Origin of the sequence: Marinobacterium rhizophilum (assembly GCF_024397915.1) — a bacterium.
Lineage (GTDB): Bacteria > Pseudomonadota > Gammaproteobacteria > Pseudomonadales > Balneatricaceae > Marinobacterium_A > Marinobacterium_A rhizophilum_A.
This window is the reverse complement of record NZ_CP073347.1, coordinates 19495-33190: the sequence shown is the minus strand read 5'-3', so window position 1 is coordinate 33190 and position 13696 is coordinate 19495. Positions and strand designations below refer to the sequence as shown.

Genomic DNA, 13696 nt, shown 5'->3' with positions numbered 1-13696 from the left:
TATCCTCAGTGGGCTCTTGAACCCTCATGTTTAAAACACAGGACGTAACACATGGCTACCATTACCCTGAAAGGCAATCCGGTTGAAACCAGCGGCAACCTGCCGGCTGTAGGCAGCCAGGCACCGGATTTCACCCTGGTAAAAACCGACCTGAGCGAAGCCAGCCTGAGTGACTACCGTGGCAGCAAGCTGGTACTCAATATCTTCCCGTCCGTCGATACCCCGACCTGCGCCACATCCGTGCGTACCTTCAACAAGCGCGCAGCAGACACTGGCGTCAATGTACTCTGCGTCTCCGCCGACCTGCCCTTCGCCGCGGCCCGCTTCTGCGGCGCTGAAGGCATCGACAAGGTTGCCGCCGCATCGAGCTTTCGCTCCGATTTCGGTGCCGCCTACGGCCAGACCATCACCACGGGCCCGCTGGCCGGTATCCTGGCCCGCGCTGTTGTCGTGATTGATGAGAACGGCAAGGTCCTGCACGCCGAACAGGTGAGCGAAATCGCCGACGAACCGAACTACGACGCGGCACTTCAGGCCCTGTAACAGCCCCTGCACAAACCGGACGCTGTGAGTCCGGTTTGAAACCCGGCGGGCATAACGCGCTTGTACTGCTGCTAGCTGCGCTTTACCCGCCGAGCGATATGGTGTGAAATTTTCGGGGCGCTGTCGCCCAGGTGGAAGCCCAGCTTCTGTTCCCAGATAGCCCGGTCATGGGCCGTTACGCGCTCGTGCTGGCGCAGGTGCTCCACCCAGGAGCCATCCACGAAATACTCGATAAAACGGCTCGGGGCCGCTGCATCCTGGAACAGCTCCCAGGACAGGGCACCGTTGCGCAGTCGCATGCGGCGGCTTTCCTGCATCAGCTGCATGAATTCCTCCACCCGCGCCACATCGATACAGTATTCAATCTGCGTCATGATCGGCCCCTGCCGGGGCGCCAGCGGCATCGCCAGCTCGGGCTCGCTCCAGAACTGGTTGGGGGTCAAATCCCGCGCACCGGCGCTCTCGATCCGCACGCGGCACAGCACCACCAGCGCCAGCATGGCGCAGAGCGCCGACACCGCCAGGCTGGTACGCGTATCCGCCAGCGTCGCCACCTGTCCCCACAGGGCGGCACCGGCCGCGGTGCCACCCATCACCGCCATCTGGTACACCGACATGCCCCGCGCCCGCACCCAGTCGGGCAGTACCATCTGCACGCTGATCGACAGGGAATTGGCCGTGGCCAGCCAGGACAGCCCCGCCAGCAGCAGCGCCACCATGGCCACACCGATGTTGGGGGCAAACGCCAGCAGCAGGGTGACCAGCGCATTGGCCAAGGACCCGTAGTTCACCATCTCGCTGCGCCCAAAGTGCTGACGCAAGCGCGGTAGCAGTGCAGCGGCCAGGATCGCCCCCACACCGATGGTCGCCAGCATCAGCGTATAGGTACGGGCATTGCCGCCCGGCAGCTGTTTGGCCACCAGCGGCAGCAACGCGATCGAGGCGACGGAAAACATGAAGAAGGTGGCCGCACGCAGCAGTACCGCATGCATTTCCGGCGACTGGCGCACATACTGAAACCCCACCCGCATGGCGCCGAAAAAGCGCTCCGCCGGCAAGGCACTGGCCTTGCGCTCGCGGCGCCAGCGCAGCAGCGCCACGGCCACCAGCACCGACAGCACGGCATTGAGCAGAAACACAAAGGCGGTGCCGCCCGCAGCAATGACCGCGCCGGCGATCATGGGGCCGATGACCCGGGCGCCATTCATGGCCACCCCGTTCAACGCCATCGCCCGGCCCAGCTCCTCCCGCGGCACGAGCTCGGGCAGCAGCGCGGAAAACACCGGCCAGCGCATCGCCAGGCCAATACCGTTGGCAAAGGTCAGCAGCAACAGCAGTGTAGGCGTCAGTTGCCCGAACAGCGCCACCAGGCAGAGCACGGCCGCGACACAGGCCACCCACACCTGGGTGGCAATGAAGTAGCGCCGCCGATCCAGGATATCGGCCAGGGCACCGCTGGGCGCCCCCAGCAGAAACACCGGCAATGTCGCCGCCGCCTGCACCAGCGCCACCATCACCGGCTTGTCGCTTAACGACAGCATCAGCCAGGCCGCGGCAACATCGTTCATCCACATGCACAGGTTGGCCGCCATCCAGGCGCACCAGAGCATGCGAAACACCGGATGGCGCAGTGGCGCCCAGGCCGATCCCGGCCTGGATTTTGTCTTGGCTGTGTTGGCAGTCACCTCGGTAATCCTCGCAGGTCTGCTGGCGGCACCCGGCCGGGGTTAGCGGCCGTCCGCACTGCTGTTCTGGGCCACATCCACCACCAGACGGCGTATCCATTCATGGGCGCTGTTGTGCTGCAGCAGCGGGCTCCAGGCCATTTTCAGCTCGAACATCGGGATATCGAACGGTGGCGGTCGCATGATCAGGCGCGAGTCACGGCGCTTGACCTGGGCGGCACGGGCCGGAATCGTCACCACCAGGTTTTTCTGCTGCGCCATGTGCACCGCCGACTGGTAATGGCGCGTAAACACCGAGATATGCCGCTGATGGCCGATACGCTTGAGCGCCTCGTCCACCCAGCCCAGGCGCTTGGTATCCTGGGGCGTAATGCCAAGACTCGCCCCCATGCCGGTCTTGCTGACCCAGACATGACTGGCTTCAAGGTAGGTTTGCAGGTTGAAATCGGCGGCAATGGGGTTGTCGGCACTGAACAGGCAGGAAAAACTGTCACGCCACAGGGTTACCTGGTGAAACGCCTGGGGCATGCTGTCGAAACGGTTGATCACCAGGTCCACATGGCCCTGCTCCACATCCGTAAAGCTCATGTCGCTGGGGGTCAGGATATCCAGCACCACGCCGGGGGCGTCATCCTTCAGGCGGTCGAGCAGTAACGGAATCAGCGTCGATTCGCCATAATCGCTCGTCATAATGCGAAACACCCGGTCGCTGCTGCGGGCATCGAATTGCACGCTGGGCTCCACCGCCAGTTCTATTGTGGCCAGGGCCTGGCGTATCATGGGCTGCAGCGCCAGCGCCCGCTCGGTGGGCAGCATGCCCTCACTGGTACGCACCAGCAGCGGGTCGTTAAAGGTATCGCGCAGGCGGCGCAGGCCGTTGCTCATCGCCGGCTGCGTAATGCCCAGCAGGCTGGCGGCGCGGGTGACGTTGCGCTCACGCAGCAAAACGTCGAAGTAAACCAGTAAATTAAGGTCAAGGCGTTCCAGGTTCATTGCGATTTAACCTGTACAAAGTCAGTCAAGATGGGGATCTCAGGCAAATATTCACTGGATGAATGTTACAAATAGAATCCATTTATTTCAATTATAAAGTCAATCCACATACTATGGATTTCGTAAGCCAACTCATACAGCCTTGCAACCGGCTGTCAGGACTCCGAGGGATCAAAATGTCAGACTACAACAAAGACATCGACGCTATCGCCAACCTTCGTGCCGCTCAGGGCAACACATGGAACGCCATCAACCCTGAATCCGCTGCCCGCATGAAGGCCCAGAACCGCTTCAAGACCGGTCTGGACATTGCCAAGTACACTGCGGCAATCATGCGTCAGGACATGGCTGACTACGATGCCGACAACGCCTCTTACACGCAGTCCCTGGGTTGCTGGCACGGTTTTATCGGCCAGCAGAAAATGATCGCCATCAAGAAACACCACGGCAGCACCAGCAAGCGCTACCTCTACCTGTCCGGCTGGATGGTTGCCGCCCTGCGCTCCGAGTTCGGACCGCTGCCTGACCAGTCCATGCACGAAAAAACCTCGGTCGCAGCCCTGATCGAAGAACTCTACACCTTCCTGCGCCAGGCCGACTCCCGCGAACTGGACCTGCTGTTCACGGATCTGGACGCCGCCCGCGAAGCCGGCGACAGCGCCCTGGAAGCTGAAGTACAGGCCAAGATCGACAACCACGAAACCCATATCGTGCCGATCATTGCCGATATCGACGCCGGTTTCGGTAACCCGGAAGCCACTTACCTGCTGGCCAAGAAAATGATCGAAGCCGGTGCCTGCTGCATCCAGCTCGAGAACCAGGTGTCCGACGAGAAGCAGTGCGGCCACCAGGACGGCAAGGTCACCGTGCCCCACGCCGACTTCCTGGCCAAGATCAACGCCGTTCGCTACGCCTTCCTTGAGCTGGGTATCGACGATGGCGTTATCGTTGCCCGTACCGACTCCCTGGGTGCCGGCCTGACCAAGCAGATCGCCGTGACCAACGAGCCGGGCGACCTGGGCGACCAGTACAACGCCTTCCTGGACTGCGAAGAAGTCTCCACCGCCGACATGAAAAACGGCGACGTGGTCCTGAACCGCAACGGCAAGCTGCTGCGTCCCAAGCGTCTGCCGAGCAACCTGTTCCAGTTCAAGAAAGGCACCGGCGAAGACCGCTGCGTACTGGACTGCATCACCTCCTTGCAGAACGGTGCCGACCTGCTGTGGATCGAAACCGAGAAGCCCCACGTCGGCCAGATCGCGGCCATGGTCAACCGTATCCGCGAAGTCGTGCCCAATGCCAAGCTGGTGTACAACAACAGCCCGTCCTTCAACTGGACGCTGAACTTCCGCCAGCAGGTATTCGATACCATGGCTGAAACCGGCCAGGACGTGAGCGCCTACGACCGTGCCAACCTGATGAGCGTTGAGTACGATGACACCGAACTGGCCCAGGTTGCCGACGAGAAGATCCGTACCTTCCAGCGCGACGCCGCGGCACAAGCCGGCATCTTCCACCACCTGATCACGCTGCCGACCTACCACACCGCCGCGCTGTCTACCGACAACCTGGCCAAGGGCTACTTCGGTGCCGAAGGCATGCTGGCCTACGTCAAGGGTGTTCAGCGTCAGGAACTGCGTCAGGGCATCGCCTGTGTCAAGCACCAGAACATGGCCGGCTCCGACATTGGTGACAACCACAAGGAATACTTCGCCGGTGAAGCCGCGCTGAAGGCCGGTGGTAAAGACAACACCATGAACCAGTTCGGCTAAAACCCTACAGCCCCGGCACAGAATGTGTCCGGGGTGTGTTCTGGCATGTAGCAAGTTTCATCAGCACTTACCCAGTGCACATGACCCGGGGGCGAACGCAAGTTCGCCCCCTTTTTTGTGTGCGGCCTGACGGGCGCGCAGAAAACAAAAGCGGCGTTGCAAGCTGAGTTGCAACGCCGCCCTGGCACCGCGAGAGAGCCCTCGGGATCAGGCCAGGTCGAAACGGTCCGCGTTCATGACCCTGTTCCAGGCGCCGACAAAATCGGCCACAAAGCGCTCTTTGGCGTCTTCCTGCGCATAGACTTCGGCAAGGGCGCGCAGCTGGGAGTTGGAGCCGAATACCAGGTCCACCCGCGTGGCGGTCCACTTCACCTTGCCGGTCTTGCGGTCACGGCCTTCGAAGAGGTCGGCATCCTCCGACACCGGTTTCCAGTCGGTGCCCATGTCGAGCAGGTTGACGAAGAAGTCGTTGCTCAGCGTGCCCGGTCGCTGGGTGAACACGCCCTCCTGGGCCTGGCCATAGTTGGCATCCAGTACCCGCAGGCCGCCGACGAGCGCCGTCATTTGCGGCGCGCTCAGTTGCAGCAACTGAGCCCGATCCAGCAGCATTTCCTCATCCGAGACGCTGAAGCGGGCGCGGCGGTAGTTGCGAAACCCGTCCGCTTCGGGCTTGAGCGGCTCGAAGGATTGCACGTCGGTCTGCTCCTGGGTGGCATCGGTACGGCCGGGGGCAAAAGGCACCTCGATACTGTGGCCGGCATCCCTGGCGGCCTGCTCTATCGCCGCGGCACCGGCCAGTACGATCACATCGGCCAGCGACACCTTTTTCCCGCCGGACTGGGCCGCATTGAACGCCTGCCGGACAGCTTCCAGTGCCTGCAGCACCTTGTTCAGCTGCGCCGGCTGGTTGACGTCCCAGTCCTTCTGCGGTGCCAGCCGGATACGGGCGCCGTTGGCACCACCGCGCTTGTCCGAACCCCGGAAGGTAGACGCCGAGGCCCAAGCCGTGGCAACCAGTTCGGATACCGACAGGCCCGATGCCAGCACCCTGGCCTTGAGATCGGCAATGTCCTGGTCATTAACCAGGGCGTGATCCACCGCCGGTACCGGGTCCTGCCAGATCAGCGCCTGTGCCGGTACTTCCGGCCCCAGATAGCGGGCAATGGGCCCCATGTCGCGGTGTGTCAGCTTGTACCAGGCCCGTGCGAACGCGTCGGCAAATTCCTGCGGGTTGGCATGGAAGTGCTCGGATATCCGGCGATACGCCGGATCTTCCCGCATGGCCATGTCGGCGGTCGTCATCATCGGCGCATGACGCCGGTCAGGATTGTGGGCATCCGGCACCGTGCCTTTTGCGCTATCGCCTTTGGGCGTCCATTGCTGGGCGCCGGCCGGGCTCTTGGTCAGCTCCCACTCGTGTCCTAGCAGGGTATCGAAATAGCTCATGTCCCACTGGGTTGGTGTCGGCGTCCAGGCACCTTCCAGGCCGCTGGTGATGGTATGTTCCCCCCTGCCTGTGCCCATGCTGTTTTTCCAGCCCAGGCCCATCTCTTCCAGCGGCGCGGCTTCGGGTTCCGGGCCGACATGGGTATCCGGGTTGCCCGCACCGTGGGTTTTGCCGAAGGTATGACCACCGGCGGTCAGTGCCACCGTTTCGTAGTCATCCATCGCCATGCGGGCAAAGGTCTCACGAATATCACGGGCCGAGGCGAGCGGGTCCGGGTTGCCATCCGGGCCTTCCGGGTTGACGTAAATCAGCCCCATCTGCACGGCGGCCAGGGGATTTTCAAGTTCGCGCTCACCGGCATAGCGGCTGTTGGGCTTGTCGCTCGTGGCCAGCCATTCCTCCTCGGCGCCCCAGTAGATATCCTCTTCCGGTTCCCAGATATCGGCACGGCCACCCCCAAAACCGAAGGTTTTGAAACCCATGGATTCCAGCGCGACATTACCGGCAAGGATCATCAGGTCGGCCCAGGACAGCTTGTTGCCATACTTCCGCTTGATGGGCCAGAGCAGACGGCGGGCCTTGTCGAGGTTACCGTTGTCCGGCCAGCTGTTCAGCGGTGCAAATCGCTGGGAGCCACTGCCGGCGCCACCACGGCCATCACCGATACGGTAGGTGCCGGCGCTGTGCCAGGCCATTCGGATAAAGAGGGGGCCGTAGTGGCCATAGTCCGCCGGCCACCAGTCCTGGGAGTCGGTCATCAATGCCTGCAGGTCGGCTTTTACCGCGCCAAGGTCCAGTGTGCGAAAGGCATCTGCGTAATTGAAGTCGTCGCCCAGCGGGCTTGTTTGCGGAGGGTTCTGGTGCAGTATCCTGAGGTTCAGCTGGTTCGGCCACCAGTGGCGGTTGGCTGTGCCGCTGCCACCCTGCCGGGTGTGCGCCCCGTGCATGACCGGGCACTTTCCAGCGGCCCCCGCATTCTTGTTCGTGTCACTCATGGCTATCTCCGGTTAAGACTTGGACAGGCAAACGGCACAGCCCGGTTGGCGACAGGCGCCTGGCTTGTATGAGCCGCCCCGTTACTGCTGCGCCTTAACAAGGTATACCAACTGCGCCGCATTGCCTGAAATTGCTTGTCTTGATCGGTGCGATAGTTAAATTTTCGGGGTCATCTCAGTGATGGTGCGCCCTGCCCTCAAGCCTGACGCCAGGCGCGGGAAAGGCGAGATCGTGGGAACTCTGTCCCTCAGCGGGGATCTGCTCCCAGCGCACCTGTGCGCCGTCGCACTCCTGAATGGCTTTCACGTACAGCGTCTGACCGATCTCTCCCGCCAGCACCGTGGTGAAGACGAATTCATCGTAGTAGTCATCCGGCAGGCTGCCGCCGCTCCAGACCAGCTCACGGGCGTCTTCCGTTACGCTCTGGCCGTCGTAATCATAGGGGGCATCCAGCTTTTGCTGCACCCGCTGCAGCTCCCAGCCGGGCTTTGGCATGGGCTTGCTCTGGTGCATTTCTGGCGGCAGCTGGACCCGCAGGGTATGGGTCGCGGCGCCGTCACAGCCATGACCAATCCTGATCACGGCCTTGTAGTGGCTGCCCGCCGGCGCGGCTTTTGTCTCCAGCGACGCATGGGCCAGGGCGTTGGGGGTCAGTGCGACTGTTGCAAGGGCCAGCAGGGCCATCGAGTAGCCTGTTTTCATCCGTGTGTTCACTCCAGGTGGAAAGTCCGGTCATGTTAATGCAACGCCAGACATTGAACAGGCGACATGATGTCGCACGGCTGCGCGAACTACGGCGGGCACAGGCCCCCGTCAGCATGCTCTCAAAGGCACTTTTTAGCCTCGGCGATCACCGTGCTCACTCGGTTGGGCACGGCCTTGTTGCGGCGGGTGCAGAGATACAGCGTCTCGCTGACCGGATGTGGCAGCTGAAAAGCCCGGACACTTTGCGGCTTCTTGAATGACTCGACAGCATGGGCCGGCAGTACCGTGAAGCCCAGCCCCATGCTGACCGGTTCAAGAATCAGGTTGATCTGGTTGGAAAACCCCACCTGCGCAAACTGGCTGCTGTGCTGGAATTCGGCGTAATTGGCACTGAGCAGCAACCCGGCATGGTGGTCGCCATCGGGATGGTCGATAAAGCCAAGCGCCTGCAGCTGTTCCCAGCCCGGGTCGGCCACCCCGGCCGGGGTGACCAGCACCAGGGCCTCCTCGGCAACCGGATCACAACCCACCTCTTCCAGGCTTGATCGACGTGTCATGAAGCCGATATCCGCACTCTGCCTGGCAACCGCCTTTTCCACATCCCCGTTGGGTGCAAACCGGTAGTCAATCACCAGCTTTGCATGCTGCTGTTGCAGCGCCAGCAGCTGGGGATACAGCTTGAGCCCGAGACTCCCCGGTGACATGACCCGCACCACACCTTCATGCGCCGGGTCCATTCCCACCTGCTGCTCCAGATCCGACAGTGACTGGATAATGTCGCGGGCGCCGCGATACAGCCGCTCACCTGCATCCGTCAGCGTGAACTGCTTGCCCTGGCGGGCCAGAAGCGGCTGCCCCAGTTGATCTTCCAGTTTGTGTACGTGCTGGCTGACGCCAGACTGCGTCATGTGCAGGCGTTCCGCGGTACGGGTGAAATGTCCAACTTCAACCAGGGTGCAAAAACTGCGTAACCAGATCGGGTTTATCATCAAATATCATACTTACAATAATGACAAATGATAATTTTACGTAATAACAACGGCTTTGTAACCTGTCTCCGACCTCAACACAGGAAGACAGGCCATGAGCAACACTTACCCGCGAACCTTCTCCCACATCGGCATATCGGTGCCGCACCTGGATAAGGCCGTTGAATTCTATACCCAGGTACTGGGCTGGTACCTGATCATGGAGCCAACCGAGATTACCGAAGATAACAGCGCCATTGGCGAGATGTGTACCGATGTCTTCGGGGCCGGCTGGGAGCGTTTTAAGATCGCCCACCTGTCCACCGGCGACCGCATTGGAGTCGAGCTGTTCGAGTTCAAGAACCAGGAAAACCCGCAGGACAACTTCGAATACTGGAAAACGGGCATCTTCCATTTCTGCGTGCAGGACCCGAACGTGGAAGAACTGGCAGAACGCATCGTTGCCGCCGGCGGCAAGAAGCGCATGGAGAAACCACGCTACTACTATCCCGGCGAAAAGCCCTATCGCATGATCTACATGGAAGACCCGTTCGGCAACATCCTGGAAATCTACAGCCACAGCTACGAGCTAATTTACAGCGCGGGGGCTTACTAGCCGCCGCGGCCCTGCAAACACCTCTGGGCACCTCCTACTTTTCACGTTGCTACAAAAAGCAGTACGGTAAAACGCCGCGGGAAGAGCGCCAGGCCGGCAGCCTGCCGGACAATCGCGGAGCCTGAGCCTCCTTTTGCCCTGCCTCTGCCCGGCCGGCACCCCGGCTACGGATCCCGCGGGCCTGATACAGGCAACGCTGTCTACTCGCTTACGATCATCTGAAAGCCACCGAAGATCATTCGCTTGCCGTCAAACGGCATGGGCTCATCCTGCTTTGCAAACAGCGGATCAGCCATGGCTTTTTCCATCCCTTGATCCCTGACAGATCTTGATGGCCATGTTATCCAGGAAAACACCACTGTTTCGTCTTCCTTGCACTGCACCGCCATCGGAAAAGACGTTACCTTGCCCTCGGGTACGTCATCGCCCCAGCATTCGACCAGACTCAGGGCTCCGTGCTTTTTGAATACCGCTGCGACATTGCGGGAAAGCTCAGTATATTTGTCCTTGTTCTCCCGTGGTACGGCAACCACGAAACCGTCAACGTAATCCATAACAACCTCCTGAAGTTAGCCTTGTTTCGCCCCAGAAAAGGCTCGACTGAAGAGCCCGTCCAGGCATGCTGGCAACGTGGCCAGTCAGCTGTAGCACTGGGCCAATGCCGCCGTTATAAATGCCTGAATTGAGATTAGCAGCAGCAACCGCGCGGCGAGCAAATAGTGACGACCATTACCGCCCTGGAGCTGCACATCTTGCAGTGAGCCACCGCAACTTGCTTCGTTTCGGTATCCTTAGTGCTGTAGAATCCCGCCGAACGATACCGTTGGCTGACCGGCTGAAAGAACGCAGCTCTGATCTTTTAAATACCTAACCTCACAACACACCGTCGCCATCCAGAGAGCACAAGATGCCAGAAAACGTGACCCAGGAAACGCCCGCGAGTGTGGCTGAATTTTCGATCAATGAGCTGCTGCGCGAAAGCCGTGACTATATGCCGGACTCGGTACTGCCCGCCTGGGAACTGGTATCGCAGTACCCGATACTGGGGTTCCTGCTGATCGCACTGCTGTTCTACATCCTGGGCCTGTGCTTTCGCTCCCTGCTGACCCAGGTTGTCGGGCGCCTGCTCGGCCTGCACCACTCGCCGGTTGACGACACCGCGCTGCAGTACCTGCGCAAGCCGGTGTTCGTCACGGTGTTCTTTTTTGGCCTGTCCCTGGCCGTCAGCGTCGTCAACATGCCGCTGGGCAATGCCATCGTCAACCTGCTGTTTTCGCTGATTACCGTCAGCTGGATGACGGCGGCGTTTCGGATATCCACCCTGTTGCTCGAAGCCCTGAGCGGCGAGAACCGCTTCAAGCTCGTCGACAGCAAAACCGTGCCGCTGTTCGACCTGACCAGCAAGCTTGTCATCATCATGATCGGCAGCTACATCCTGCTGCTGATCTGGGGCATCAACCCGGTGGGCTGGCTGGCGTCTGCCGGTATTGTCGGCATCGCCGTGGGTTTCGCGGCCAAGGACACCCTGGCCAACCTGTTTTCCGGCTTCTTTATCGTCGCCGACGCCCCCTACAAGATCGGCGACTACATCAACCTCGATAGCGGCGAGCGTGGCAAGGTCTGCGCCATCGGCCTGCGCAGCACCCGCCTGCTGACCCGGGACGATGTCGAAATCACCATTCCCAACGGCGTGATCGCCAATGCCAAGATCATCAACGAAAGCGGCGGACCGCAAAATGTCAGGATCCGCATCGTGGTCGGTGTTGCCTACGGCTCGGATGTCGACCAGGTATACGCGCTGCTGATGCAGGCCGGCCTGGACCACCCCGAAGTCTGTCGCTCGCCGGAGCCCAGGGTGCGGATGCGGAGCTTTGGCGCCTCGAGCCTGAATTACAACCTGATGTGCTGGATCCGCCATCCCCAGGACCGGGGCCGTATCTCCCACGACCTGAACGTGGCGATTTACAAGCTGTTCGGGCAGCACGGCGTGGAAATCCCCTACGCCAAGCAGGATCTGTATATCAAGCAGTGGCCTGCGATTAACCCGCAGGTTAAAGAGTGATGCGTTATTCGTTATTCGTGATTCGTAATTCGTAAGCCGTGACGGGGCCGGTGGAAATGTCCGCACCCTGCTTCGCTTTTGGAAAGCGGCAACCCCGGCTCAGGGCCACGTCCATCTAGGCTACGGTAGCCATTCAGCCCAGGAGCATTCCCGATGGACAAGGCAGGCCTCGCACATATTTACCAGAACTACATCGCCTGCCTTAACCGGCAGGACTGGCCGCAACTGGAACGGTTCGTGCATGATCGTGTGTGCCATAACGGCCACCAGATCGGGCTATCCGGTTATCGCGACAGGCTGCAAAGAGACTTCCGTGAAATTCCGGATCTTTATTTCAACGTTGAGTTGCTGATATCCGATCCACCATATATCGCCAGCCGACTGCAATTCGACTGCACACCAAGGGCAACATTCCTTGGTCTGCAGGTAAACGGCAAGAACCTGTCCTTTGCCGAGAATGTATTCTACGAATTCAAGGACAAGAAGATCTTTCGGGTATCGTCGATTATCGACAAGGCCGCCATAGAAGCTCAGCTTTAGCGCGCAAATGTACGCCGTATAAGGTTTCATAACGCGGCTATAGTCCGGCCTATTGATACAGGCGCGGCCGGGTTCGCCAGCCTCCGAAAACCTGCTCTGCTGCACCCACTCTCCCCTGCTACACCGAGCGAAATTGATACTCCTTGTCGCGACAGCGAAGCTTCCCCGGCCTGCTAGCGCATTACCGGCCGCCAGCGGAGCTTGCCCAGAGTCAGATCCGCTGGCTGTAGCGGGGAGCCGTCACCCACAGAACGCAGAATTTACAGCTCACAGACCACCCCAAAGCCAGTCCGATCGCCATAAATAAACTCGAAGAAAAAAATAAATTGACTCGAGTAAATTTTTTAGCGATCCTAGCTTGGCCATGAGGACACATTACCCTTGCATGGAAGCATTCAACACGCGGGTGAAGCGAAACCACCCCTGAGAATTTATCCGTTTGGAGCAATACATGACCATCAAGCGCAAAATAACAACAATTCTTACAGGTTCCGCCCTGGCTCTTCTAGCCGGCGCAGTATCAGCCGAAGGTATCGGTGCCTCGCTACTCACCCAGCAACACCCGTTTTACATCGAGCTTGCCGATGCAATGAAAAACGAAGCGACGGCCAAGCAGGTGTCGCTCGAAGTGGCAATTGCAAATCAGGACCTCAACAAGCAGCTTTCCGATGTTGAGGATTTCATTGTGAAGGGCGTCGATGTCATCGTGATATCGCCCGTCGACAGCCTGGGCGTGCGCGCCGCGATTGCCAAGGCAGAGAAAGCTGGGGTCAAGGTAATTACCGTTGATGTTCCAGCGGTAGGTTCCAATGTTGTTTCCCACATCGGCACCGACAACTACACCGGCGGCATCAAGGCTGGCGAACTGATGGCCAAGGTACTGAATGGCAAGGGCCAGGTTGCCATTATTGACTATCCGACCGTTCAGTCGGTCGTCTCCCGGATCGAGGGCTTTAAAAAGGCACTCGAGGCGTTCCCTGAAATCGAAATCGTTGCCCAGCAGACAGGCATTACCCGTGCCGAAGCACTCGCCGCTGCGCAGAACATGCTGCAGGCCAACCCTGACATCAGCGGGATTTTTGGCTTTGGCGATGACGCGGCACTGGCAGCTGCCGTCGCCGTGAAGTCCTCAGGCCTTGAGGATCAGGTCAAGGTCATCGGCTTTGACGGCATGGAAGAAGCCCGCACCGCGGTCGACAGCAATCCGGTCATGGTCGGCGTTATTCAGCAGTTCCCCAATATGCTGGGCAAGACAGCAGTCGATACCGCGATTCAGGTCATTGCCGGCCAGACCGTGCCCTCTGAGCAGCCCATCGTTCCGGGTGTTTATACCGGTCAATAAGAAATTCACTGTGCCACAACCCGCGTG

General features: G+C 60.1%; 12 protein-coding genes. 6 read left to right on the top strand and 6 right to left on the bottom strand.

Annotation, left to right across the window (positions count from 1 at the left end):
* Window positions 1-51 precede the first annotated feature (51 nt).
* The gene (gene tpx, locus KDW95_RS00145) at window positions 52-543 is read left to right on the top strand and encodes a thiol peroxidase (protein WP_255854195.1); all 492 of its coding nucleotides are present in this window, start codon (window positions 52-54) and stop codon (window positions 541-543) included.
* Between the two features lie 71 nt (window positions 544-614).
* Here the strand turns inward: tpx and KDW95_RS00140 are convergent, their stop codons facing one another.
* Together KDW95_RS00140 and KDW95_RS00135 are read right to left on the bottom strand one after the other, a co-directional pair.
* Complete coding sequence (locus KDW95_RS00140) at window positions 615-2228, bottom strand: MFS transporter (RefSeq protein ID WP_255854194.1); 1614 nt, start codon at window positions 2226-2228, stop codon at window positions 615-617.
* A gap of 42 nt (window positions 2229-2270) precedes the next feature.
* The gene (locus KDW95_RS00135) at window positions 2271-3221 is read right to left on the bottom strand and encodes a LysR family transcriptional regulator (protein WP_255854193.1); all 951 of its coding nucleotides are present in this window, start codon (window positions 3219-3221) and stop codon (window positions 2271-2273) included.
* 176 nt (window positions 3222-3397) lie between these two features.
* Here KDW95_RS00135 and KDW95_RS00130 point away from each other — a divergent pair, with 176 nt between their 5' ends.
* The gene (locus tag KDW95_RS00130; protein WP_255854192.1) at window positions 3398-4993 is read left to right on the top strand and encodes an isocitrate lyase; all 1596 of its coding nucleotides are present in this window, start codon (window positions 3398-3400) and stop codon (window positions 4991-4993) included.
* A 207-nt stretch (window positions 4994-5200) separates the two neighbouring features.
* On the opposite strand, the gene katG is transcribed toward KDW95_RS00130, so the two are convergent.
* The 3 genes from katG to KDW95_RS00115 all read right to left on the bottom strand — a co-directional run bounded on the left by katG (window position 5201) and on the right by KDW95_RS00115 (window position 9130).
* Window positions 5201-7435 carry a catalase/peroxidase HPI gene (gene katG / locus KDW95_RS00125; protein ID WP_370646655.1) on the bottom strand — a complete coding sequence of 745 codons (2235 nt, stop codon included), beginning with the start codon at window positions 7433-7435 and terminating at the stop codon, window positions 5201-5203.
* A 175-nt stretch (window positions 7436-7610) separates the two neighbouring features.
* Window positions 7611-8138, bottom strand: coding sequence for a YcnI family protein (locus KDW95_RS00120; protein ID WP_255854191.1), 528 nt, complete (start codon window positions 8136-8138; stop codon window positions 7611-7613).
* Between the two features lie 122 nt (window positions 8139-8260).
* Complete coding sequence (locus KDW95_RS00115) at window positions 8261-9130, bottom strand: LysR family transcriptional regulator (protein WP_255854190.1); 870 nt, start codon at window positions 9128-9130, stop codon at window positions 8261-8263.
* 94 nt (window positions 9131-9224) lie between these two features.
* Between KDW95_RS00115 and KDW95_RS00110 the strand changes: the two genes are divergently transcribed.
* Window positions 9225-9725 (top strand): lactoylglutathione lyase family protein, encoded by a 501-nt coding sequence (locus KDW95_RS00110; protein WP_255854189.1) that lies wholly within the window; start codon window positions 9225-9227, stop codon window positions 9723-9725.
* Window positions 9726-9925: 200 nt separating this feature from the next.
* Here KDW95_RS00110 and KDW95_RS00105 read toward each other — a convergent pair whose 3' ends face one another.
* Window positions 9926-10279 carry a DUF1428 domain-containing protein gene (locus tag KDW95_RS00105; RefSeq protein WP_255854188.1) on the bottom strand — a complete coding sequence of 118 codons (354 nt, stop codon included), beginning with the start codon at window positions 10277-10279 and terminating at the stop codon, window positions 9926-9928.
* Window positions 10280-10632: 353 nt separating this feature from the next.
* On the opposite strand from KDW95_RS00105, the gene KDW95_RS00100 reads away from it, so the two are divergent.
* The 3 genes from KDW95_RS00100 to KDW95_RS00090 all read left to right on the top strand — a co-directional run bounded on the left by KDW95_RS00100 (window position 10633) and on the right by KDW95_RS00090 (window position 13669).
* Window positions 10633-11787 carry a mechanosensitive ion channel family protein gene (locus tag KDW95_RS00100; protein WP_255854187.1) on the top strand — a complete coding sequence of 385 codons (1155 nt, stop codon included), beginning with the start codon at window positions 10633-10635 and terminating at the stop codon, window positions 11785-11787.
* A gap of 153 nt (window positions 11788-11940) precedes the next feature.
* Entirely contained in the window at window positions 11941-12327 is a 387-nt protein-coding gene (locus tag KDW95_RS00095) for an ester cyclase (protein ID WP_255854186.1), read from the top strand.
* A 451-nt stretch (window positions 12328-12778) separates the two neighbouring features.
* Window positions 12779-13669: a substrate-binding domain-containing protein gene (locus tag KDW95_RS00090; protein ID WP_255854185.1), complete on the top strand. Its 891-nt coding sequence runs from the start codon at window positions 12779-12781 to the stop codon at window positions 13667-13669.
* Window positions 13670-13696 lie beyond the last annotated feature (27 nt).

Excerpts from the sequence above, each read along its gene's own strand:
- tpx (WP_255854195.1), top strand. The coding sequence starts at position 52 with ATGGCTACCATTACCCTGAAAGGCAATCCGGTTGAAACCAGCGGCAAC.
- KDW95_RS00135 (WP_255854193.1), bottom strand. The coding sequence starts at position 3,221 with ATGAACCTGGAACGCCTTGACCTTAATTTACTGGTTTACTTCGACGTT.
- KDW95_RS00130 (WP_255854192.1), top strand. The coding sequence starts at position 3,398 with ATGTCAGACTACAACAAAGACATCGACGCTATCGCCAACCTTCGTGCC.
- katG (WP_370646655.1), bottom strand. The coding sequence starts at position 7,435 with ATGAGTGACACGAACAAGAATGCGGGGGCCGCTGGAAAGTGCCCGGTC.
- KDW95_RS00120 (WP_255854191.1), bottom strand. The coding sequence starts at position 8,138 with ATGAAAACAGGCTACTCGATGGCCCTGCTGGCCCTTGCAACAGTCGCA.
- KDW95_RS00115 (WP_255854190.1), bottom strand. The coding sequence starts at position 9,130 with ATGATAAACCCGATCTGGTTACGCAGTTTTTGCACCCTGGTTGAAGTT.
- KDW95_RS00110 (WP_255854189.1), top strand. The coding sequence starts at position 9,225 with ATGAGCAACACTTACCCGCGAACCTTCTCCCACATCGGCATATCGGTG.
- KDW95_RS00105 (WP_255854188.1), bottom strand. The coding sequence starts at position 10,279 with ATGGATTACGTTGACGGTTTCGTGGTTGCCGTACCACGGGAGAACAAG.
- KDW95_RS00100 (WP_255854187.1), top strand. The coding sequence starts at position 10,633 with ATGCCAGAAAACGTGACCCAGGAAACGCCCGCGAGTGTGGCTGAATTT.
- KDW95_RS00095 (WP_255854186.1), top strand. The coding sequence starts at position 11,941 with ATGGACAAGGCAGGCCTCGCACATATTTACCAGAACTACATCGCCTGC.
- KDW95_RS00090 (WP_255854185.1), top strand. The coding sequence starts at position 12,779 with ATGACCATCAAGCGCAAAATAACAACAATTCTTACAGGTTCCGCCCTG.